Annotated in this window: 20 protein-coding genes; 5 read left to right on the top strand and 15 right to left on the bottom strand. The window is 31.6% G+C overall.

Annotated features, from left to right (window positions below; genetic code table 11):
* Window position 1 precedes the first annotated feature (1 nt).
* The 9 genes from T1L09_RS03050 to T1L09_RS03010 form a co-directional block, all read right to left on the bottom strand.
* Window positions 2–1,429, bottom strand: a complete 1,428-nt coding sequence (locus tag T1L09_RS03050) for a CsgG/HfaB family protein (RefSeq protein WP_322549479.1) — start codon at window positions 1,427–1,429, stop codon at window positions 2–4.
* A 71-nt stretch (window positions 1,430–1,500) separates the two neighbouring features.
* Window positions 1,501–1,953 carry a curli production assembly/transport component CsgF gene (locus T1L09_RS03045; RefSeq protein ID WP_322549478.1) on the bottom strand — a complete coding sequence of 151 codons (453 nt, stop codon included), beginning with the start codon at window positions 1,951–1,953 and terminating at the stop codon, window positions 1,501–1,503.
* An 11-nt stretch (window positions 1,954–1,964) separates the two neighbouring features.
* Window positions 1,965–2,693, bottom strand: a complete 729-nt coding sequence (gene csgH / locus T1L09_RS03040) for a curli-like amyloid fiber formation chaperone CsgH (RefSeq protein ID WP_322549477.1) — start codon at window positions 2,691–2,693, stop codon at window positions 1,965–1,967.
* Entirely contained in the window at window positions 2,690–3,169 is a 480-nt protein-coding gene (locus T1L09_RS03035; protein ID WP_322549476.1) for a hypothetical protein, read from the bottom strand. The genes csgH and T1L09_RS03035 overlap by 4 nt, the downstream gene beginning before the upstream one ends.
* A gap of 53 nt (window positions 3,170–3,222) precedes the next feature.
* Window positions 3,223–4,041 carry a hypothetical protein gene (locus T1L09_RS03030; RefSeq protein WP_322549475.1) on the bottom strand — a complete coding sequence of 273 codons (819 nt, stop codon included), beginning with the start codon at window positions 4,039–4,041 and terminating at the stop codon, window positions 3,223–3,225.
* A gap of 323 nt (window positions 4,042–4,364) precedes the next feature.
* A complete protein-coding gene (locus T1L09_RS03025) occupies window positions 4,365–5,204 on the bottom strand; it encodes an OmpA/MotB family protein (RefSeq protein WP_322549474.1) in 840 nt (279 codons plus the stop codon).
* A 70-nt stretch (window positions 5,205–5,274) separates the two neighbouring features.
* Window positions 5,275–6,270, bottom strand: a complete 996-nt coding sequence (locus tag T1L09_RS03020; protein ID WP_322549473.1) for a glycosyltransferase family 2 protein — start codon at window positions 6,268–6,270, stop codon at window positions 5,275–5,277.
* A 3-nt stretch (window positions 6,271–6,273) separates the two neighbouring features.
* Window positions 6,274–6,675: a hypothetical protein gene (locus tag T1L09_RS03015; RefSeq protein ID WP_322549472.1), complete on the bottom strand. Its 402-nt coding sequence runs from the start codon at window positions 6,673–6,675 to the stop codon at window positions 6,274–6,276.
* Between the two features lie 2 nt (window positions 6,676–6,677).
* Window positions 6,678–7,124 (bottom strand): type I restriction enzyme HsdR N-terminal domain-containing protein, encoded by a 447-nt coding sequence (locus tag T1L09_RS03010; RefSeq protein ID WP_322549471.1) that lies wholly within the window; start codon window positions 7,122–7,124, stop codon window positions 6,678–6,680.
* 62 nt (window positions 7,125–7,186) lie between these two features.
* Here T1L09_RS03010 and holA point away from each other — a divergent pair, with 62 nt between their 5' ends.
* From holA to T1L09_RS02990, 4 genes are all read left to right on the top strand, one after another.
* Window positions 7,187–8,191: a DNA polymerase III subunit delta gene (holA, locus tag T1L09_RS03005; protein WP_322549470.1), complete on the top strand. Its 1,005-nt coding sequence runs from the start codon at window positions 7,187–7,189 to the stop codon at window positions 8,189–8,191.
* 77 nt (window positions 8,192–8,268) lie between these two features.
* Entirely contained in the window at window positions 8,269–8,451 is a 183-nt protein-coding gene (locus tag T1L09_RS03000; protein WP_026725732.1) for a CAL67264 family membrane protein, read from the top strand.
* Window positions 8,452–8,504: 53 nt separating this feature from the next.
* Window positions 8,505–10,196, top strand: coding sequence for an energy-dependent translational throttle protein EttA (gene ettA, locus T1L09_RS02995; protein WP_322549469.1), 1,692 nt, complete (start codon window positions 8,505–8,507; stop codon window positions 10,194–10,196).
* Between the two features lie 73 nt (window positions 10,197–10,269).
* A complete protein-coding gene (locus T1L09_RS02990; protein WP_322549468.1) occupies window positions 10,270–12,465 on the top strand; it encodes an ATP-binding response regulator in 2,196 nt (731 codons plus the stop codon).
* 8 nt (window positions 12,466–12,473) lie between these two features.
* Here T1L09_RS02990 and rlmH read toward each other — a convergent pair whose 3' ends face one another.
* Window positions 12,474–12,947: a 23S rRNA (pseudouridine(1915)-N(3))-methyltransferase RlmH gene (gene rlmH / locus T1L09_RS02985; protein WP_322549467.1), complete on the bottom strand. Its 474-nt coding sequence runs from the start codon at window positions 12,945–12,947 to the stop codon at window positions 12,474–12,476.
* Window positions 12,948–13,082: 135 nt separating this feature from the next.
* On the opposite strand from rlmH, the gene T1L09_RS02980 reads away from it, so the two are divergent.
* Window positions 13,083–14,318, top strand: a complete 1,236-nt coding sequence (locus tag T1L09_RS02980) for a cation:proton antiporter (RefSeq protein ID WP_322549466.1) — start codon at window positions 13,083–13,085, stop codon at window positions 14,316–14,318.
* A gap of 61 nt (window positions 14,319–14,379) precedes the next feature.
* Here T1L09_RS02980 and T1L09_RS02975 read toward each other — a convergent pair whose 3' ends face one another.
* The 5 genes from T1L09_RS02975 to T1L09_RS02955 all read right to left on the bottom strand — a co-directional run bounded on the left by T1L09_RS02975 (window position 14,380) and on the right by T1L09_RS02955 (window position 22,301).
* The gene (locus tag T1L09_RS02975; RefSeq protein ID WP_322549465.1) at window positions 14,380–16,170 is read right to left on the bottom strand and encodes an acyl-CoA dehydrogenase family protein; all 1,791 of its coding nucleotides are present in this window, start codon (window positions 16,168–16,170) and stop codon (window positions 14,380–14,382) included.
* Window positions 16,171–16,255: 85 nt separating this feature from the next.
* A complete protein-coding gene (locus T1L09_RS02970; RefSeq protein ID WP_322549464.1) occupies window positions 16,256–17,443 on the bottom strand; it encodes an acetyl-CoA C-acyltransferase in 1,188 nt (395 codons plus the stop codon).
* 111 nt (window positions 17,444–17,554) lie between these two features.
* Window positions 17,555–19,945 carry a 3-hydroxyacyl-CoA dehydrogenase/enoyl-CoA hydratase family protein gene (locus T1L09_RS02965; RefSeq protein WP_322549463.1) on the bottom strand — a complete coding sequence of 797 codons (2,391 nt, stop codon included), beginning with the start codon at window positions 19,943–19,945 and terminating at the stop codon, window positions 17,555–17,557.
* 11 nt (window positions 19,946–19,956) lie between these two features.
* A complete protein-coding gene (locus tag T1L09_RS02960; protein WP_322549462.1) occupies window positions 19,957–20,397 on the bottom strand; it encodes a MarR family winged helix-turn-helix transcriptional regulator in 441 nt (146 codons plus the stop codon).
* A gap of 125 nt (window positions 20,398–20,522) precedes the next feature.
* A complete protein-coding gene (locus tag T1L09_RS02955; RefSeq protein WP_322549461.1) occupies window positions 20,523–22,301 on the bottom strand; it encodes an AMP-dependent synthetase/ligase in 1,779 nt (592 codons plus the stop codon).
* Window positions 22,302–22,340 lie beyond the last annotated feature (39 nt).

The following is a 22,340-nucleotide window of genomic DNA, read 5'->3' as shown; positions in this document are numbered from 1 at the left end:
ATTAATTTAAATTAAGAGTTCCTTCAGTTGATAGTTCTTTTACGTGTCGCTTGATTGCTTTTTCGTCATATTTTTTTCGCGGAAAATAGTAGTTTAAGCTAAAGTAAAAGCGATAATAGTTATCATCTCGAATTCCTGCTTCAATAGCATCTATTTTGTCTGTTTGGGTAAGATTTATTTCTCCTAAAATGCGAATGCCAAGATTATCAGTTGCTAAATATTCTATTCCTAATCCACTTTGTAATTTCAAATAAGGTGCTTCATAGTTTGATCGTGCTCCGATTCCTGTTCCTATGTATAATAAAGGTGAAATTCTATCATAAGGAAGAAATATAATTTCAGAATTCAAATCGAACGAAGTGTGCGCATCATTAAATTTGTTTTTATTTTCTAACCAAAATATATTGGCTGAGGTACTGATACTAAATGAGGGGATTACGAAGTAACGCATTCCTACCCGGAGCGCAGGTTTTATAACTGGACTTGGATAATCGCCTTGAATTAATGCACCACCAATATCTGCATTAAGCGCAAATTTTGCTCTGCGTTCTTTGAAATAGCGTTTATAAATTAAGGTAGATTCTGATTCATCTTTCTCTTTATTGTATTCGTTAATTACTTCTGTTAAGGTAGAAATAGGAGCATTTGAAACCCAAATATTATCGTTTATACCTTCAATTACCAAACCTTCTACTGCTTTTTCAATCGCTTCAGTAACGGCTAATTGTAACGGTTCATTTTTAGTAAATCCTGTTTCTACTTCTAATAATCTTTTGAATTTTACATAGCGAAAAAGACTGGCATCAATTGATTGAGATAAAATAGTTTTTGAAACGTAGATTGTTTTTAAAATCTTTCCGTTTTGAGTAGAAACTAACCTTAAATAGATTGTAACTCTATCTTGTCTGTATCGTGTAGAGCTTCCCGCGCCAAAATAGCGTGCTCCAAAACCGCCTGTAATGATATTAGAATCATAAGAAACAATTCCACCTTCCAACAAAACACCAGCATAGAGTAGTGGAGTTAGTTGTGCGTCTTTTGGACTGGCATCTTTCAAATATTCTTGACGCGTAGTTCTTATGATATTTCTTTCTTGTAATAAATTGGCTAGATTTTCTCTTTCGATAGGAATAAACCATTTTGAATCTTCCAATGCTTTTATAAGTATAGATGTAGAGCCTTGGGTAACCGCCGTACTAAAATTACTTCCATTTTCTGATGGTTTATATTGTCCGGTTTGATCTCTAAATTTATAGACACCAACTACGATTTGCTCTTTTGGTAGTGGTAAATTTTTTAAAGAAACCGTAGCTGGTGTTTGTTCACCATAAGATGCTTTTTGCTCGGTTACGGGTTGATTAAAATAGGCGCCACAACTAGTTAAAAGTAAAAATAAACTACAACAAAATAGGGTTATAATTGGTTTCATCGGTACGGTTTTAAGTAAAATGAGAGTTTAAAGGCTTTTTAAAACTATTATAGAAATTATTTGTCTATCTATCAATTCCCAGGAATGATAACTTGTGTTTCTTCACCTGTTAGTATGTCTAAAATATTAATTACTAACCCTAAGTTTGAACTATATATTTCAACTGATAAACTTCCAAAGGTATAAACACCGTTTTGCAAACTTCCGGCTGTTCCTGTCCCACCAGTCCCAGTTCCAGAACCATTTGTCCCTGTTCCAAATTGATTATTAAATAATTCTCTAGACAAATAACTAAGCAATTGAGAGTTTAAGTTGTCCTTAAATCGTTCTAATTCTGACTTTTGTCCAAAACCTTTCTCGGCTTCTGGATCTTTCAATAAATTTTGAGCTTCTGCCGAACTTAACATCCATTGGTAATTGAATGTGTCTCCGCCAAATGCAGGGTTTTTAGGTTTGTATGTTAAATCTTGAGCCAATGAAAATCCCACAAAAAAACAAGCAAGTACTGTTAAATATGTTTTCATTTTTCTAGCTTTTAATATTGTTCCACTCTATTTCGGAGCTTTGCGATATCTTTAAAATATCTTTTAGTTAATTGGATTACTTCGTTTGCTTTTTGCGCTAAAAACTCCTCATTTGGATTGGCTATAAACTCTGAAATTATTCTGTTATCTATGCTTATTTTTATAATAGTGGTTCTCCCCATACTAAGTTGTTCTTCAATTTGTACAATTTGATTGCCTTTAATGGCTTCCATATTGTATTTCGAGAAATATAAATCGTAAAAATCTTTTCCTATTTTGGTTTTGGTATCATCGGAGACGATTCCTAGTATTTCTAACTCATCTTCATTTTTCCGTGCTATTTCACTTTTTTTTTCATCCACAACGATTCGATCTTTTCCAACCATAATATCATTTTCATCGTAAATTAAAAGTAAAATGATAATTTCGTCTGTGGCACTTTGGTTGATTTTAGTTGTAGAAAGTTCTTGTTTTTGATTTGGTTTCAAAGTAAAATCTCCTTTTTGAGAATTATTTGAAGTATTTCCATTTTTTTTATCTTTTTTAATAACTGACAGGGTGTAAGATAAATTCTTCATACCATCAGCTAAGTTTTCTGCAGTTCCTGTTACAGAAACCATTTCTTCAAAATAACTTAACTCGATTTTCGCTTTTACTTCTATATTCAAAATTTGCCCTTGAAGTGGAGTACTAAAAAGTATAATTGATAAGATAGCATATAATAAGCTTTTAGGTTTCATCGGTTAATTATTAGTACTGAAGTATTATTTCCATTAATCTTAATTTTTAAATCTTCAGATATTGAGTTACTTCCAAAACTTGTAATTCTATTATTATCACCGTTTTGGATTAAATAATTGTTTGTTGAATTGTAACTTCCGATAACCATTTCATTTATTGAATTGTAATCCCCATTTTGAATTATAAATTCATTTACCTCGTTTTCCATTCGATAAATGTCAGTAGCATTAAATTGTCCGTTCTGATAAATTTGAATGGTTGATTGATTTGCTGTTATCGTATTTTGATTCCAGTTTTGCGATCCTATTTGTGTAACTATAACACTATTTTTTTCGGAGACTGTTGCTGTTAATTTGTATGCTGTATTAATTTGATTTAAAACTTCGGCTTCTTTCAATAAAATTTCTTGCGAAAAAGCTCCATTTGAGCCAATTAGCACTGTAAAAAGAAAGAATATTTTAGTTAGATTTTTCATATGAATAAAAATAGGACAAGTAAGAATACTCACTTGTCCTATCTATTAAAAAATTAGTTCGATTGATTTACTAATGAATTGTTGCTAGTTCCACTTTGGTTAACAAAACTCATATGCATTTGACCTGTTTGATTTGTAATAGCACTATTTGTAGTACCATCTTGCATAATTAAAGAAAAGTTATCTTGCCCAACTTGGTTAGAGAAGGCGTAGTTACCATCACCATCTTGCATATGGATAGCAGAGTTGTCATCACCAATTTGCCATTGAACAGAAGTATTGTCTTCTCCTAGTTGTAATGTCAAAGCTGAGTTTCCATTTCCATCTTGTCCTTGGTAAGAATAGTTACGTTCTCCAAATTGAATTACATCAGCTGAATTGTCATTTCCATATTGGATTTGATCAGCAACGTTATCATCTCCAATTTGTAAAACAGTAGCATCGTTGCGTAATCCTGTTTGTGCAACATTTGCTTCATTGAAAAGTCCTAATTGATCTACAGAAGAACTATTTCTTCTTCCTACTTGATCAATGTCAGAATCATTTCCAATACCAACTTGCATTACATCGGCTTCGTTTCTTCTTCCGTCTTGATTGACATTGGAATAATTTGCAATACCAAATTGATCTACTTTAGCATCATTTCGTCTTCCATCTTGAATTATATCTGATCCGTTAAGCGCTCCGACTTGATCTACTTCGGCAACGTTGAAACGGCCGTTTTGATCTACAGAAGAATAATTTAACAATCCGAATTGGTCCACATCAGACGAGTTACTTAAACCTGTTTGGTTTACTAAACTTAAATTGGCTTGTGCACACATTGCAAGTCCAAATAGCATCGCGGAGATGCTTAAAACAACTTTTTTCATAATATAAATATTTAATTGGTTATTAAATTCAAAATATAAATATGACCAAAAAGTTAGGTGAGTTGTTTTTATCAGCGGCATTCTATCAAAGTAGCTTTGGGGGGCTAAATGCGTTTTATTTTTACCAAAATTATACAGATTATTTAATTATACAAACTTTAAGATGTTAATATTGTATTTTTTGATCTACTTTTCTACGAATTGTTTAAAATCATAGATGAAGTGCTAATTATGTATCGAAACCTTTTCTAAAAAAAAATGAATAAAAAAAAACACCTCAAGCAAATGAGGTGTTTTAATTTTATAAATTGTATCTAAGTCGCTTATTTACCGTTACTCAAGTTTTTCATTTCTTTTTCAACCATTTCGTAAAACTGATCAATTTTTGGCATTATGATAATTTTTGTTCTACGGTTTTTAGCTCTATTTGCAGGAGAATCGTTATCCACTAAAGGAATGTATGAGCTTCTTCCTGCTGGAATTAATTGTTTTGGATTTACACCTAAATCTTTATGTAATACTCTTACAATAGATGTTGCTCTTTTTACAGATAAATCCCAATTGTCTAATAAAACTGCATTTTTAATTGGTAAATTATCGGTATGACCTTCAACCATACATTCAAAATCTGGTTTGCTGTTAATTACTTTTGCTACTTTAGCTAAAACTTCTTTGGCTCTATCACTAACGTCATAACTTCCTGACTTAAATAATAAATTATCAGCGATAGAAATCATAATAACTCCTTTTTCAACATTAATATTAATGTCTGGATCATCAATACCTACTTCACGTTTTAAGCTTGTAACTAAAGCCAATGTTACACTATCTTTTTTCGTTAAAGCATCTTGTAAACGAGTGATTCTTAAATCTTTCTCTTTTAAGCTTTCTAGTGATTTTTCAAGGTTTTCAGCTCCTTTTGTAGTAAGTGTAGTTAAATTACCCATATTGTTAATTAAATCAGAATTATTCTTCTTTAAAAAATCAATTTGGCTGGCTAATGCTTCTCTTTCCGTTAAGCAAGAGTTTAACTTTACTGTAGCTGTGTTTAATAAATCTTGAATTTCTTTGTTCTTCGTTTCTAATTCCGTGTATTTCTTTTTAGAAACACAAGAAGTTAGCGACATTGAAACAATGGTGATGACTAACAATACTTTTTTCATACTAATAATTATTTTTTACAAATTTATACAGGAAGTTCAAGGATATGAAATTTTTATACTTAAACTATTGTTAAAACAATTTATCAAACTCCTTGCCATTATTTATAAAATAACGAGAAACGATGCTTTTTATTTTAAAATAATTTGTTTTTTGTATGCTATTTCTTTTTTTATAAAATATATGCGCAAGTAAATAAAAAGAATAATGCGCTTGAAGAATAGCAAAAAAATGTTTGAATTTACCTTTCAGAATAAATTGAAATCCTGCTAAACCATCTAAAATCATTCGCGTAAAGATTATAGAAATCAATTGTTTTTTAGGAAGATTTTTGACCAACATCAGCAAAGAATTTCTAAAATTTAAAAATGTTTTTTTCGGATTTCCTTCGTTTAAAGTTGCGCCACCAACGTGATAAACTATTGATTTTGAAGTGAATTTTGAAATATAGCCTAAGTTGAAGGCACGCCAACATAAATCAATTTCTTCTTGATGGGCAAAGAAATCATCATCAAAGCCATTTAAAATGCGATACACTTCTTTTCTAATGAAAAAACAAGCACCAGTTGCCCAAAATATTTTAATTTCATCATCGTATTGATTTTTATCTTCTTCAATCGTATTGAAAATACGGCCACGACAAAAGGGATATCCGTATTTGTCAATGAAACCACCTGCTCCGCCGGCATATTCAAAATGAGTTTTCTTCTTGAAATCTAATAGTTTTGGTTGAATTATTGCTGTTTTCGGTTCCGTTTCAAAGATATTTATAATAGGAGCTAACCAATTTTTTGTTACTTCTATATCCGAATTTACTAAAGCATAATAAGGTTCTTCTACATTTTTCAATGCTTCATTATATCCTTTTGCAAAACCAAAATTATCCGTATTTTTAATTATTTTTACTGATGGAAATTGTTGTTTGATGACTTCAATTGAATTATCAGTTGAGGCATTATCAGCTACATAAACTGTTGCTTCGTCCGAATGCGCTACTATTGAAGGCAAAAATTGTTCTAATAATTTCGCACCGTTCCAATTGAGAATGACTACTGCTATTTTTTTCAATTACTAATTTTTTATTAATTCTTTAATCTTGTTTTTTGTATTATTTCGTTCAAAAGAAAAAGTATTTGAAATGCCATCTGAAAAATCTAAGATCAAGAGTGCCTTCGATAAATATTCCATTTTAGTAGTTGCATCAACACTTAATTTAACTAATAAATTTGATAAAGTTTCTAAATGTTCTTCCGAAAATTTATAGCTAGAAAGATATTTTTTAGCATCTTCTACCGAAAGGGTTAAAAATAAATTCAAATCAAAACCTATTTCATCATTCAATTCATTTATAACTGAATCAGAAGCTCCATTACCATCATTGAACGAATTACTGTTTGAAAATTTTGCGACTAACTTCCTGAGAAACGCACCCATTTGTTCAATTTGGTCTAAAATTAAATCTCTTTTTACCATAATTAGCTTTTAAAATCTGGAAGTTCTTTCAGAAAAATATATGTTTCGTTTTCAAAATCCATTTGACAAAAATAGTGATTTAAGCCATTGGTAACCATTAAATATTGGGCTTTTAATTCTAAATTGTATCGAGCAATTTGATCAAAAGTATCTTGTGAAATAGGAACTTCCGGAGCTTTGCATTCAATAAGTAAGAATATTTCACCATTTGGCTTAAAAACAATGCCATCATAACGCTTACTTAATCCGTTGACTTTAATTAGCTTTTCAACGTTAATATAAGATTTTGGGTAGTTTTTGTTCTGTAATAAAAACTGAATCACGTTTTGGCGCACCCATTCTTCGGGCGAAAGCACAATAAATTTTTTTCTAATTTCATCAAAAATAGACACTTTATTTTCACTATTTTTGAACCGAAACGAATAGGTTGGGAAATTCAACTTTTTCATAGGTCAAAATTACTTAAAAATTAGTAACTGCCAACTATTTACTGAACACTGACGATTAAATTATGGATGAAGTAATTCAAATTACAAAAGATATTAAAGCAGGAAATATTAAGCCAATTTACTTTTTTATGGGTGAAGAGCCTTATTACATTGATAAATTGACCGATTTTATTCAGGAAAATATCTTGCAAGAACATGAGCGCGATTTTAATCAAACCATAATTTATGGTAGAGATACTACGATTGAAGAAGTAGTTTCGAATGCAAAACGCTATCCAATGATGGCCGATAGGCAAGTAGTTATTGTTAGGGAAGCCCAAGAATTATCAAGATATATTGATAAGCTAGAATCTTATGTCGAAAATCCACAACCGACAACTGTTTTGGTTTTTGCTTACAAGTATAAAACATTAGATAAACGAAAAAGAGTGACCAAGTTATTAGAAAAATTTGGAGTCGTTTTTGAAAGTAAAAAATTATACGATAATCAAGTTGGCGATTGGATTAAGCGCGTTTTATCGGGTCAAGGTTATGCCATCGAACCCAAAGCTTCATCTATTTTAGTAGAGTTTCTAGGGACGGATTTGTCTAAAATTAGTAATGAATTGGATAAATTGAAAATTATTTTGCACAAAGGTCACACGATAACCGCTAAAGACATTGAAGAAAATATAGGTTTTAGCAAAGATTTTAACAATTTTGAACTAAGAAGTGCTCTTGGTGAAAAAAATCAATTAAAATCGTACCAAATCGTTGATTACTTTGCTCAAAATCCGAAAGATAATCCGCTAGTTGTTACTACGGCAATGGTGTTTTCATACTTTTCTCAATTATTGCAGTATCATGGTCTAAAAGATAAATCAAAGTTTAATGTGGCTAAGGAACTTAAAATTAATCCTTTTTTTGTAAAAGATTATGAATTGGCAGCCAGAAATTATCCAATGCGAAAAGTAAGCGCTATTGTTGGAACGCTTCGCGATATCGACGTAAAAAGTAAAGGTGTTGGTGCCGCATCGATGACTCAGCACGATTTATTAAAGGAAATGTTGATTAATATTTTTAATTAAACCTGAATTTCCAAGAAACCTTTTATAATGCTTATATTTGCAGTCCTAAATTTTTATTAAAACAAAACGTGCACAAAATGGGAATGAATAAAAACACAATATTAGCTTGGGCTACTTTCATTATGATTTTAATGGGATTACTTCTAATTGGATTAGGAATTTATCGCTACGCAGATGTTGCAGGCTGGGGTTTTTCGGCTGTAGGTGTAGGTTTTTTTGCTATTGCTTGGGTTTTTAATGCTTTAAAGGGAAGAGTGTAAGTAGTTGTTAGCGATTTGGTTAAAAAAAATATTCTTAAAAATAAATTTATATTATGTCAGATGATAAGAAAGTAATTTTCTCAATGCAAAAATTGAGTAAAAGTTATCCAGGAGCCGACAAACCGGTTCTAAAAAACATTTATTTAAGCTTTTTCTATGGTGCAAAAATTGGTATCCTTGGATTAAATGGTTCAGGAAAATCTTCTTTATTAAAAATTATTGCAGGAATTGATAAAAATTATCAAGGTGATGTGGTTTTTCAACCAGGCTATACCGTTGGTTATTTGGAACAAGAACCACTTTTAGACGAAACTAAAACAGTAATTGAAATTGTTCGTGAAGGAGCTGCAGAAACATTCGCATTATTAGCTGAATTTAATAAAATTAACGACGATTTTAGTTTGCCAGAAGTGTATGAGAATCCAGAAAAAATGGAAAAACTTATGGACCGTCAGGCAGAATTACAGGATAGAATTGACGCTTGTGACGCTTGGGAAATCGATACCAAATTAGAAATTGCAATGGATGCATTGCGCACACCGGAAGCAGATACACCAATTAATGTGTTATCGGGCGGAGAAAAGCGTCGTGTAGCTTTATGTCGTTTATTATTGCAACAACCAGATGTATTATTATTAGACGAACCTACGAATCACTTGGATGCCGAATCGGTGCTTTGGTTAGAACAACATTTAGCACAATATGCTGGAACAGTAATCGCTGTTACACACGATAGATATTTCTTAGATAATGTAGCCGGTTGGATTTTAGAGTTAGACAGAGGAGAAGGTATTCCTTGGAAAGGAAATTATTCATCTTGGTTAGATCAAAAATCGACGCGTATGGCGCAAGAGGAAAAAGTAGCTTCAAAACGTAGAAAAAACTTAGAACGTGAGTTAGATTGGGTACGTCAAGGAGCAAAAGGACGTCAAACCAAACAAAAAGCACGTTTACAGAATTATGATAAGTTATTAAACGAAGATCAAAAAGAATTAGACGAGAAATTAGAAATTTATATTCCTAATGGACCACGTTTAGGAACTAATGTAATTGAAGCTAAAGGTGTTGCAAAAGCATTTGGTGATAAATTATTATATGACGATTTAAATTTTGTACTTCCACAAGCTGGAATTGTTGGAATTATTGGTCCAAACGGTGCTGGTAAATCGACCATTTTCAAAATGATTATGGGAGAACAACAGCCAGACGGAGGAACTTTTGAAATTGGTGATACCGTAAAAATCGCTTATGTAGATCAATCGCATTCTAATATTGATGTTAATAAATCACTTTGGGAAAACTTCTGTGATGGTCAAGAATTGATTATGATGGGCGGAAGACAAGTAAATTCAAGAGCTTATTTATCTCGTTTTAACTTTGGTGGAAGTGATCAAAACAAAAAAGTTGCAACTTTATCAGGTGGGGAAAGAAATAGATTGCACCTTGCCATGACTTTGAAAGAAGAAGGAAACGTATTGCTTTTAGATGAGCCCACGAATGATTTGGATATCAATACATTACGTGCGTTGGAAGAAGGGTTAGAAAATTTTGCTGGTTGTGCTGTTATTATTTCTCACGACCGATGGTTTTTAGACAGAGTTTGTACGCATATCTTAGCTTTTGAAGGTGATTCTCAAGTCTATTGTTTTGAAGGAAGTTTCTCCGAATATGAAGAAAATAAACGCAAACGTTTAGGAAAAGATGTTACGCCAACAAGAATTAAATACAAGAAATTAATTCGATAAATAAATGTTAAAAAAAATCCTGATTTCTTCAGGATTTTTTTTATATTGGCATAGTCAAATTACTAAATTAATAATGATATTTTCTAAACCTTTATTTCTGTTTTCGCTTCTTTTTTTAAGTTTCCATTTACTTTGGTCACAAGAAAATGATAGTAATAAGGAAGCAAAACAATTGCTAACAAAAGCAGGACAAAGTTTTATAGAATTAGAAGGGAAAAGGTCTTTAAAATATGCCAAACAATCTCTAGAATTGTCCTTGCGTACTGAAGATTATCTTTTAGCAGCAAAAGCCTACAACTTAATAGGTTTAAATTTTGATGAATTTTCTGAATATAATAAAGCAATTGAGTATTATAACAAAGGAATTAATTTAGCTTTAAAAACAAATAATGACACTGTAAAATCTTGGTTGTTTAATAATCTTGGCAATGTATATTGCTATCATAAAATCGATTTTACAAAAGGTATTGAAAATTACAAAAAAGCACTTATATATTCTGAAAAGCTCAATGATCAATATGAGTTAGCTTTTACAAAATTAAATATTGGTAGTGCCTATTTTACAGTTTTAGATTTCGATAATGGTATCAAATATCTAAATGAAATTAAAGAATTTGTAGAAACTGAAGACAATATTGAAGCTAAAATATCTTTAAATTCTAATTTTGCTTTGTATCATAATAATTTAAATGATTTTAAAAAAGCAGAAGAATATTATTTAAAAGCAATAGAATTTGCAGATCAAAATGACGTTGAATTAATAAAATCGAATATATGTGTTCTCTATAAGGATTTTTCAAATTTTTATTTGAAGTATAAGGATTTTGAAAAAGCACATTTTTATCTAACAAAACACAATGATTTAAAAGAAGAAATATATAATACAAATAGGTTAGACGGTGTAAAAGTTGCGGGCGTAGAAATAGAATATGACGAAATTAACAGAAAAATTCAAGCCATTGAAGCCGAGAAAGTAGCGCAAGAAGAACGCATTAATAAAAATAACCAGTTCATCGTTTTATCCGTAATTATTGTAACTACTTTACTCTTGTTATTGTTTTCATTCATTAGAAATAATAGATTAAAAACACTTATTAATGTTCAGTTAAAAAAGGCAAATGCTGACTTATTATTTGCAAAAGAAAAAGCAGAAGAAGCATCTCATTTAAAATCACAATTTATTTCGACAGTAAGTCACGAATTGAGAACTCCTTTATATGGTGTTGTAGGAATAACTGATATCATTTTAGAAGAACACAAAGAATTAAAAGATAGTCCGCACTTAAAATCGTTAAAATTTTCGGCAAAATATTTATTATCCTTGGTTAATGATATTTTAAACGTCTACAAAATTGAAGAAAACCAAGTTCTTTTAGAGAACAACGTTTTTAATTTGAAGGATGAAATTGAAATTATTAAGGATTCACTTCATTTTATTGCCATAAAAAACAATAATCAAATTACGATTGAATTTGATTCTACAATTCCGGAATATGTTATTGGTGATAAAATAAGGCTTTCTCAAATATTTATTAATTTAGTAAGTAATTCTTTAAAATTTACTACCGATGGTTTTGTAACCATTAAAGCTAATTTAATAGAAAAAACAAAAACAGCAGCTAATATTCAATTTGAAATAATTGATAATGGTATCGGAATTGCTAAAAAAAATCATGAAAAAGTATTTGAGAAATTTATTCAAATTGTCCGAAAAGAGGATGATTATCAAGGAACTGGACTTGGACTCACAATTGTAAAGAAAATGGTTGAACTTTTTAAAGGAACGATCGCATTAGAAAGTGAAGAAAATTTAGGAACCAAAATAACATTAACAATTCCATTTGAAATTGATGAAAATAGGATCATTGAGCTAATTAATAATTTACCGGTCGAATTATCGATTACTAAAAATTATACTGTTTTAGTAGTTGAAGATAATAAGATTAATCAAATAGTAACTCGAAAATTATTAGAAAACAATCATTTTATTTGTGATATGGTGGATGATGGGTATAACGCTTTAGACTTATTAGAACAAAAAAGCTATGATATTATTTTGATGGATATAAATATGCCAAAAATCAATGGATTTGAAACTTCAAAATTAATTAGACAAGAAGGAATTACCACACCTATTATTGCAGTCACAGCATTCGATAAGCAAGAAATTATGGATAAAGTGAAAGAAGCGCAAATTGATGATGTAATCGTAAAACCATTTGACAGCAGCAAATTATTTGAAATAATTAAACGATACGTTGAAATTTAAAGTACTTTTTATTGGTGATGATAAGGTTCGTTCTTTAATATCGTAAATCCTCTGTAAATTTGTTCAATTACAAATAGTCTAACCATTTGATGTGAAAATGTCATTTCAGATAAGGAAACTTTTCCATTTGCTTTCTGATAAACCGTTTCGCTAAATCCATAAGGACCACCAATGACGAAAACTAAAGTTTTGGTTCCTGCATTCATCTTTTTTTGTAAATAATTGGAGAATCCCACACTATTAAATGTTTTTCCGTTTTCGTCTAACAAGATTAAGTTGTCAGTTGCACTTATTTTAGATAAAATTAATTCGCCTTCTTTTTCCTTTTGTTGGGCTTCCGATAAATTTTTCACATTTTTTATATCGGCAATAATATCTAAATCAAACTTTACGTAAAACGATAAACGTTTCGTGTAGTCTTCAATTAGTGATTGTAAATTTTTATTATCGGTTTTCCCTATTGTTATAAGTCGAATATTCATTTAATATCTTTTTGCAAAAATACTTTTTTTTTAGAAACTTCCACTTTTTAATAGTTCAGATAAAATTTGAAAATATGTAGCGTTAAATTGTATTTTTTTTAAAAGTATTTTTATCTTGCTAAAAACTATTTTTTTATGAATTATGTAATTATTGTTACAATTTGTGTTTTACTATTATTAGCGTATGCTTTTACTGTTTCGTCTAATAAAACACAAATTCCTTCGGTTATATTATTAATCTTAATGGGATGGTTGGTTAAACAAGGCATCGATTTGTTGCAAATTATTATTCCTGATTTAAATCCGTTATTACCTTTTTTTGGTACGGTAGGTTTAATATTAATTGTTCTAGAAGGTTCTTTAGAATTGCAATTAAATAAGCGAAAGTTACCTTTTATTGGTAAAACAGTAGTTACAGCAATAGTTCCTTTAGTAATAACCGCTTTTGCCATAGGTCATTTCTTCTACTATTTTTTAGAGGCCGATTATAAACAAGGATTAATAAATGCTATTCCGCTGTGTATAATTAGTAGTGCAATTGCAATTTCAAGCGTTGGTAGTTTAAGTTCATTTAATAAAGAATTTGCTATTTATGAAAGTAGTTTATCTGATATTATTGGAGTATTATTCTTTAATTTTTTGGTTTTAAATGAAGTTATTAATATAGAAACATTTGGAAGTTTTGGATTACAAATTTTAGTAATGTTAGTTATTTCGTTTATAGCAACGGCTTTTCTAGCTTTTTTATTAAGTAGAATAGATCATCATGTTAAGTTTGTACCAATCGTACTTTTTATAATATTAATTTATGCGGTATCTGAAATTTATCATTTACCGGCCTTAATTTTTATTATGATATTTGGTATAATTATGGGTAATTTTGATGAATTAGAACACTATAGTTGGATTAAAACGCTAAAGCCAAGAACACTTGAAAAGGAAGTTCATAAATTTAAAGAATTAGTTATCGAAGCTGCATTTTTAGTTCGTTCTTTATTCTTTATACTTTTTGGATTTTTGATTAGAACAGAAGATGTAATTAATCCGCATACATTTGAATTAGCTGTCGGAATTGTAATTCTAATTTATTCAGTTAGAGCTATTCAGCTAAAAATTTATAAAGTTAAATTGATGCCTTTATTGTTTGTAGCACCAAGAGGTTTGATAACCATTTTATTATTTATTGGCATTCCGTCAACACTCAAAATCGATTTGGTTAATAATGCCTTAATAATTCAGGTTATTGTATTAACTGCGCTAATTATGATGTTAGGTTTAATGCTCAATAAAACCAATACAGATTCTTCTACAATTAAAAATAATTTAAATGATGATTCAAATTTAAAAATCGACATTGATGTACCCTTATAAAAAAACCGTCAAGTAATTGAATACTTGACGGTTTTAAGTTTAATATAACTCAAAAATAATATTAGAAAGCGTATTTGTTTTCACTAATTACTTTTGCAGCAATTTTTTCACGAAGACCAATTACATTTGGCATGTTCGCATATTTTGTGAAACGTTTTAAACCCATTAGCATCATACGTTGTTCATCGCCTTCAGCAAAAGAAACAATTCCTTCTTTTCCTTTTTGGTTAATGACGTCTACCGCGTGATATAAGTATAATTGTGCCATAGCAATTTGTTCTTGTACTTTATCAGCACCTTCTTTTTTAGCTAATTTCTCAGTTCTAAGAATAGTACTTTCCGCCATATAGATTTCAATTAAGATATCAGAAGCAGCCATTAACAATTGTTGGTGTGCTTCTAATTCTGGTCCATATTTTTGAACAGCAGCACCTGCAACCATTAAGAATACTTTTTTCAACTTAACAAGCATTTCTTTTTCTTCAGCAAATAATTCAGAATAATCTGGTACATCAAACGATGGAATTCCCATTAATTCTTCACCCACAGCCATTGCTGGACCTAAAAAGTCAATATGCCCTTTCATTGCTTTTTTCACTAACATTCCAACCGATAACATTCTGTTGATTTCGTTAGTTCCCTCATAGATTCTAGCAATACGAGCATCTCTCCAAGCACTTTCCATAGGAGCGTCTTCAGAGAATCCCATTCCACCAAAAATTTGAATTCCTTCATCGGTACAAGCTTGTACGTCTTCAGAAACGGCAACTTTTAAGATAGAACATTCGATTGCGAATTCTTCAACACCTTTTAATTCTGCTTCTTGGTGCGAATTTCCTTCACTTACTCTAATTTTAATTCTAGTTTCAATATCTGAAGCTGCTCTATAAGTTGCACTTTCGCCAGCATAAGCATTTGTAGCCATTTCAGCAATTTTAGCTTGAATAGCGCCAAAGCTAGAAATTGGAACATTAAATTGCATTCTTTCGTTAGCATAATTTACAGCACCGGTAATAGTTCTTCTTTGTGCTTCTAAACACGCAGCTGCTAATTTAATACGACCAACGTTCAAAGCGTTCATTGCAATTTTAAATCCTTCACCACGACCTGCCAACATATTTTCTACAGGAACTTTAGTGTCATTAAAATACACCTGACGTGTAGAAGAAGAACGAATTCCTAATTTATGTTCTTCATCACCCATTGAAATTCCGTTTGCAGGATCATTTTCCACGATGAAACCTGTAATGTTTTTATCATCTCCAATACGAGCGAAAACGATCATTACACTACAAAAACCTGCATTTGAAATCCACATTTTTCCACCCGTAATGCTGTAATATTTACCATCTTCAGATAAAACAGCTTTTGTTTTTCCTGAATTTGCATCAGATCCTGCTCCAGGTTCTGTTAAACAATACGCACCAAACCATTCGCCAGAAGCTAATTTTGGTACATATTTTTGTTTTTGCTCTTCTGTTCCATATAACGTGATTGGCATAGTTCCAATTCCAGTATGCGCTCCAAAAGCAGTAGAAAATGAACCTGTTGCTCCAGAAATGTAATCACAAACTAAAGCTGTGTTCACAAATCCCATTCCCATTCCACCATATTCTGCAGGAACAGCAATACTTAAATAACCTAATTCTCCCGCTTTACGCATTACTTCTTCCGTAAGTGCATAATCTTTCTTTTCGAATCTTTCTTTATAAGGCCAAATTTCTTTATCCACGAATTCAATAACAGAATCACGCATCATAATTTGCTCTTCGTTGAAATCTTCTGGTGTGAAAACGTCTTCACATTTTGTTTCTGTTACAAGGAATTGACCTCCTCTAATAATATCTGCCATGATTTATAATTTAATATTGTTATTTGTTTTTTTAACACAGATTTTATAAATTTTATTTATTTCTTAAGTCTGTGTTGTTTCTCTATTATTTTAAAAATTCGTAAATACCTGCAGTTCCTTGTCCTGTTCCTACACACATCGTTACCATTCCGTATTTCGCATTGCCACGCTTGCGCATTTCGTCAAATAACTGAATTGATAATTTTGCACCTGTACAACCAAGTGGGTGACCCAATGCAATTGCACCACCATTAACATTCACGATCTCTTGATTTAAACCTAATTCACGAATAACTGCTAAAGATTGTGAAGCAAAAGCCTCATTTAATTCAATTAAGTCAATGTCTTTTAAATCTAAACCTGCTTGTTTCAATACTTTTGGAATTGCTTTTACAGGACCCATTCCCATAATTCTTGGTTCAACACCCGCCGAAGCGAAGTTTACCAAACGAGCAATTGGTTCAAGGTTTAATTCTTTTACCATTTCTTCACTCATTACTAATACGAAAGCAGCACCATCACTCATTTGCGATGAGTTTCCAGCCGTTACGCTCCCGCCGTCAGCAAATACAGCTCTTAAACCTGCTAAACCTTCTTTAGAAGTTCCTGCTCTTGGACCTTCATCTTTATTTACAACGTATGAACGCGTTTCTTTTTTACCATTTGCGTTTACAAAAGTTTCTTCAACCGTAATTGGAACAATTTGTGCGTCAAATTTACCTTCAGCCTGAGCTTTTAATGCTTTCATGTGCGAATGGTATGCAAATTCGTCTTGGTCTTCACGAGAAACATTGAATTGTTTTGCAACAGCTTCAGCAGTTAATCCCATTCCCCAATAATAATCTTCATTTCCGGCTTTAGCTACTTTATAATCTGGAGTAGGTTTGTAGCCTCCCATTGGAATAAAACTCATACTTTCGGCACCACCAGCGATAATACAACTTGCCATTCCTGATTGAATTTTAGCTGTTGCCATTCCGATAGTTTCAATTCCAGAAGCACAGTATCTGTTTACAGTTACTCCAGGAACATCTTCAACTTTTAATCCCATTAATGAAATCAAACGACCGACGTTCAATCCTTGTTCTGCTTCTGGCATCGCATTACCCACCATAACATCGTCAATACGCGTTTTGTCGAAGTTTGGTAATTCTGCCATCATGTATTCGATTGTTTCAGCGGCCAATTCATCAGGTCTTTTGAAACGAAAAACTCCTTTTGGTGCTTTACCAACTGCCGTTCTATATGCTTTTACTATATATGCTGTTTTCATATTCTTGTTTTTTTATTTTTGGAACACAGATTTAAGAAATTAGATAAATTTTTAAAATTATATTTATTTCTTTAATCTGTGTTCCTGTAAATATATAGGATATTAATATTATTAGTTTCTCAACGGTTTCCCTTTGGTTAACATAAATTGAATTCTTTCCAAAGATTTTCTTTCACCTGTAAGTGATAAGAATGCCTCTCTTTCAAGATCTAATAAGTATTGCTCAGTTACTAATGTTGGTTCAGATAAATCACCACCAGCCATAACATAAGCTAATTTATTTGCAATTTTTTTATCGTGTTCTGAAATATATTTACCAGCTTCCATTTGATCAGTTCCTACTAAGAACATTCCTAAAGCTTGTTTTCCTAAAACTTTAATGTCTTTTCTTCTTGGTGCTTGTGTATAACCTTGATCTGCCATTTGCATTGCTACTTGTTTCGCAGTTGCAATTTGACGGTCTTTGTTTACTACAACAATGTCTCTTCCTTTTTGTAAAACACCTGTGTCAAATCCTTCATAAGCAGAAGTAGCAACTTTAGCCATTCCAACCGTTAAGAAATATTCTTGTAACACGTTTAATTCTACATCATTTTTACGGAATAAATCGGAAGCTCTCAAAGCCATTTCTTTAGAACCACCACCACCTGGAATTACACCCACTCCAAATTCAACTAAACCAATATAAGTTTCAGCAGCAGCAACAGCTCTGTCAGCGTGCATTGTAAGTTCACAACCACCACCAAGCGTCATACCGTGAGGAGCAGCAATAACTGGAATAGCCGAATAACGACAACGCATCATAGTGTCCTGGAACATTTTGATTGCCATATTTAATTCGTCGTATTCTTGCTCAACAGCCATCATAAAAATCATACCTAAATTTGCTCCTACAGAGAAATTTGTGCCTTGATTTCCAATTACTAAACCGTTGTACTCTTTCTCCGCAATATCAATTGCTTTGTTGATTCCTTGTAAAACTCCAGCTCCAATTGAATTCATTTTTGAAGTAAATTCTAAATTGATAATTCCATCACCTAAATCGGTAATGATCGAATCGCTGTTGTTCCATATTTTTTTGCTTTCGCGAATGTTGTTCAAGATAATAAACGAATCTTGTCCTGGAACTTTTTCTAATTTTTTGTTTGTGATAGAGTAGAAGTAAGTTGATCCCTCTTTTACAGCATAGAAAGTAGTAACTCCTGCTGCTAACATTTCAGTAACCCAAGCTGCTGGTTCATAACCTTCTGCTTTCATTAATTCAATTCCTTTTTCAACTCCAATAGCATCCCAAATTTCGAATGGACCATTTTCCCAACCAAAACCAGCTTTCATAGCGTCGTCGATTTTGTAAAATGCATCTGTAATTTCAGGAATTCTATTCGAACAATACTGGAACATAGAAGCGAAGTTTTTTCTGTAAAATTCTCCTGCTTTGTCTTTTCCTGTAACTAAAACTTTGAATCTATCGATTGGTTTTTCAATCGTTTTGGTTAATTCTAAAGTAGCGAATGAAGCTTTCTTACTTGCTCTATATTCTAAAGTATCTAAATCTAATGTTAGAATCTCTTTTCCTTCTTTTTTGTAGAAACCTTGTCCTGATTTGCTTCCTAACCATTTGTTTTCCATCATTTTGGTAACAAATTCTGGCAATTTAAACAATTCGTGCGCTTCGTCGTTTGGACAATTTTCGTAGATTCCGTTAGCTACGTGAACTAATGTATCTAATCCTACAACATCAACGGTTCTGAAAGTAGCTGATTTTGGACGACCAATAACTGGACCGGTTAATTTATCAACTTCTTCAACCGTTAGTCCCATTTCTTTTACTTGGTGAAATAAACTTTGAATTCCGAAGATTCCAATTCTATTTCCAATAAAAGCTGGTGTATCTTTAGCAACAACAGAAGTTTTTCCTAAAAATTTTTCTCCATAAACTGTTAAGAAGTCTAATACTTCTTGCGATGTTTTTGGACCCGGAATGATTTCGAATAATTTTAAATAACGTGCTGGATTGAAGAAATGCGTTCCACAAAAATGTTGTTGGAAATCTTCGCTTCTGCCTTCACTCATAAAATGAATTGGAATACCTGAAGTGTTTGAAGTAATTAAAGTGCCTGGTTTACGGTATTTTTCAACTTGTTCGAAAACCAATTTTTTAATATCTAAGCGTTCTACAACAACTTCGATGATCCAATCTACCTCAGCAATTTTTTTCATATCATCAGTAGTGTTTCCAGTAGTAATTCTACTAGCAAAACTTGGATGATAAATAGGAGAGGGCTTCGATTTTAAAGCGTTTGCAAGATGATCATTTACTAATCGATTTCTAACAGCTTTACTTTCTAAAGTTAGTCCTTTTTTTTGTTCTGCTTCTGTTAACTCGTTTGGTGCAATGTCTAATAATAAGACTTCTACACCGATATTAGCAAAATGACACGCTATGCCACTTCCCATAATACCAGAACCGATAACAGCAACTTTCTTAATATTTCGTTTCATGTCTAGGTTAATTATTTGTCGTTAAATATTTTTTTATCTGTGATTAATTCATTTATCGTTTCGGAGACTTCCGCAAAAATTCTTAGTTTTTCTTCGCTAAGATTTGCTTTCACTGTATCATTAAATTTCAATACCGTGTTTTTAGACAATTCTCTTTTTTCCTTTCCCAATTCTGTCAGGAATATTAAGACACCTCTTCCATCTGCCGGATTTTTTTTGCGATAGATTAATCCTTTTTCTTCCATTGATTTCAGGGTTCTAGTTAGGCTAGTGGCTTCCATTCCCATTCTTGGACCTAATGCGGTTGAAGAGGTTCCGTGTTCTCGGTCAATGCTTAACAATGCAAAACCTGTAGCCATAGTAGCACCATATTTTGTTGCCTCTTCGTTATACATTCTCGCCACACCTTGCCAGGTGGATCTTAATATGTAATCTATCGTTTTGTCTTGCATCTTTGTAATTTAATTCAAATATAAAAAAAAATACTATGCGCGCATAGTATTTTTAGTTTTTTTTTATAAAATGACCATTTTTTAACATTTAAAAAATGTAATTCATCCATATGAACAGGAATTATTTAATGTTCACCATATATTTTAGTATATAGGGCTTTGTATTTTTCAATGATAATTTTACGTTTTAATTTCATAGTAGGCGTAAGGTGTCCTTCTTCAATTGACCAAATCTCGGGTGTCAACTCAAAACGTTTTACTTTTTCCCAATTTCCAAATTTTTCATTGTAGTGATCTACTTCTTCTTGAATACGTTTGATTACTTCACTATTCGAACAAATTTCTTGGTTTGTAGCTCCAATATTAAATCTATTTCTATTTGCCCATTCTTTAACGAAGTCAAAATTTACTTGAATAAAAGCAGCCGGCATTTTTTCGCCTTCACCAATTACCATTATTTGGTCAATAAATCTTGATTGTTTGAACGTATTTTCAAGTAATTGTGGTGCAACATATTTTCCGCCTGATGTTTTGAACATCTCTTTTTTACGGTCTGTAATTTTTAAGAAACCATCGGTGTCAATTTCTCCAATATCTCCTGTATGGAAATAACCACCTTCCATAGCTACTTTTGTTTGTTCTTCATCTTTGTAATAGCCGAGCATTACGTTTGGTCCTTTACAAAGAATTTCACCATCTTCTGCAATTTTAACTTCGACACCGTCTAAAACTCTTCCTACGGTTCCTACTCTAAAACCGCCATTTCTCATATCATTAACTGAGATTACTGGTGAAGTTTCTGTAAGCCCGTAACCTTCCATTACTGGAATTCCAGCGGCGGTGAAAACTCTTGTTAATCTTGGTTGTAATGCTGCACTTCCAGAAACTAAAAGTTCTAATTCGCCTCCAAGACCTTCTTGCCATTTTGAAAAAATCAATTTTCTAGCAATTTTTAATTGGAATTCGTAGAACCAACCATTTTCTTTATAAGGTTTGAACTGAATTCCTAAACCTGTTGCCCAGAAAAATAATTTCTTTTTGATGCCAGATAAATCGGCTCCTTTTGCGTAGATTTTATCGTAAACTTTTTCCAATAATCGAGGAACAACAGACATTACGTGAGGTTTTACTTCTTTTAAATTGTCTGAAATTTTGTCAATACTTTCTGCAAAGTAGATTGAAATTCCATAATATTGATAGATGTAAGTTATCATTCTTTCGAAAATATGGCAAATAGGTAAGAAACTTAAACCTCTAGCGTCACCTGGTCTCAAAGGAACTCTTGGCGCACTCATTAAAACATCTGAAACTATATTTTGATGAGATAACATAACGCCTTTTGGTCTTCCCGTAGTTCCCGAAGTATAAATAATTGTAGCTAAATCAGTTGTATTTACATTATTTTTTCTTTCTTCCACCACATCTTGATTGGATTCATCTTTTCCTAATTCAAGAATTTCTTTCCAACTTTTACAACCAGAAATATCATTATAACAATATATTTCTTTAAGATTTGGGATATTATGTTTTACACTAATCAATTTTTCATAAACTTCCTGATCAGACACAAAACAATACGAAGAATCAGAGTGATTCAGAATATATTCATAATCTTCTGCTGAAATTGTAGGATAAATAGGCACATTTTGCGCTCCTGTTTGTAGTACACCGATATCGGTAATATGCCATTCCGTTCGGTTGTTAGAAGAAATAATAGCAATTTTGTCATTTTTATTGACGCCAAGTCTAATTAATCCTCTGGAAAAAGCATTGGCTTTCTCTAAATATTCTTTAGTTGATGTCTTGATCCAATCGTTACCATATTTGGTTACTAGAGCGTCCGATAAATTGTACTTTTCTAATTGGTGATAAGGAAAGTCAAATAAGCGTGTAATATTGTCCATAATTCACAATTAATATTTAATGCAAAGTATAAAAATAAA

It is taken from the genome of Flavobacterium psychraquaticum (genome assembly GCF_034497725.1).
GTDB classification, from domain to species: Bacteria; Bacteroidota; Bacteroidia; order Flavobacteriales; family Flavobacteriaceae; genus Flavobacterium; species Flavobacterium psychraquaticum.
This window is presented reverse-complemented; position numbering and strand designations above follow the sequence as displayed.

Excerpts from the sequence above, each read along its gene's own strand:
- T1L09_RS02965 (WP_322549463.1), bottom strand. The coding sequence starts at position 19,945 with ATGAAACGAAATATTAAGAAAGTTGCTGTTATCGGTTCTGGTATTATG.
- T1L09_RS03045 (WP_322549478.1), bottom strand. The coding sequence starts at position 1,953 with ATGAAAACATATTTAACAGTACTTGCTTGTTTTTTTGTGGGATTTTCA.
- T1L09_RS03025 (WP_322549474.1), bottom strand. The coding sequence starts at position 5,204 with ATGAAAAAAGTATTGTTAGTCATCACCATTGTTTCAATGTCGCTAACT.
- ettA (WP_322549469.1), top strand. The coding sequence starts at position 8,505 with ATGTCAGATGATAAGAAAGTAATTTTCTCAATGCAAAAATTGAGTAAA.
- T1L09_RS03030 (WP_322549475.1), bottom strand. The coding sequence starts at position 4,041 with ATGAAAAAAGTTGTTTTAAGCATCTCCGCGATGCTATTTGGACTTGCA.
- T1L09_RS02970 (WP_322549464.1), bottom strand. The coding sequence starts at position 17,443 with ATGAAAACAGCATATATAGTAAAAGCATATAGAACGGCAGTTGGTAAA.
- T1L09_RS03010 (WP_322549471.1), bottom strand. The coding sequence starts at position 7,124 with ATGAAAAAGTTGAATTTCCCAACCTATTCGTTTCGGTTCAAAAATAGT.
- T1L09_RS03015 (WP_322549472.1), bottom strand. The coding sequence starts at position 6,675 with ATGGTAAAAAGAGATTTAATTTTAGACCAAATTGAACAAATGGGTGCG.
- T1L09_RS03050 (WP_322549479.1), bottom strand. The coding sequence starts at position 1,429 with ATGAAACCAATTATAACCCTATTTTGTTGTAGTTTATTTTTACTTTTA.
- T1L09_RS02980 (WP_322549466.1), top strand. The coding sequence starts at position 13,083 with ATGAATTATGTAATTATTGTTACAATTTGTGTTTTACTATTATTAGCG.
- holA (WP_322549470.1), top strand. The coding sequence starts at position 7,187 with ATGGATGAAGTAATTCAAATTACAAAAGATATTAAAGCAGGAAATATT.
- T1L09_RS02955 (WP_322549461.1), bottom strand. The coding sequence starts at position 22,301 with ATGGACAATATTACACGCTTATTTGACTTTCCTTATCACCAATTAGAA.
- T1L09_RS03035 (WP_322549476.1), bottom strand. The coding sequence starts at position 3,169 with ATGAAAAATCTAACTAAAATATTCTTTCTTTTTACAGTGCTAATTGGC.
- T1L09_RS02960 (WP_322549462.1), bottom strand. The coding sequence starts at position 20,397 with ATGCAAGACAAAACGATAGATTACATATTAAGATCCACCTGGCAAGGT.
- T1L09_RS02975 (WP_322549465.1), bottom strand. The coding sequence starts at position 16,170 with ATGGCAGATATTATTAGAGGAGGTCAATTCCTTGTAACAGAAACAAAA.
- T1L09_RS03000 (WP_026725732.1), top strand. The coding sequence starts at position 8,269 with ATGGGAATGAATAAAAACACAATATTAGCTTGGGCTACTTTCATTATG.
- T1L09_RS02990 (WP_322549468.1), top strand. The coding sequence starts at position 10,270 with ATGATATTTTCTAAACCTTTATTTCTGTTTTCGCTTCTTTTTTTAAGT.
- rlmH (WP_322549467.1), bottom strand. The coding sequence starts at position 12,947 with ATGAATATTCGACTTATAACAATAGGGAAAACCGATAATAAAAATTTA.
- csgH (WP_322549477.1), bottom strand. The coding sequence starts at position 2,693 with ATGAAACCTAAAAGCTTATTATATGCTATCTTATCAATTATACTTTTT.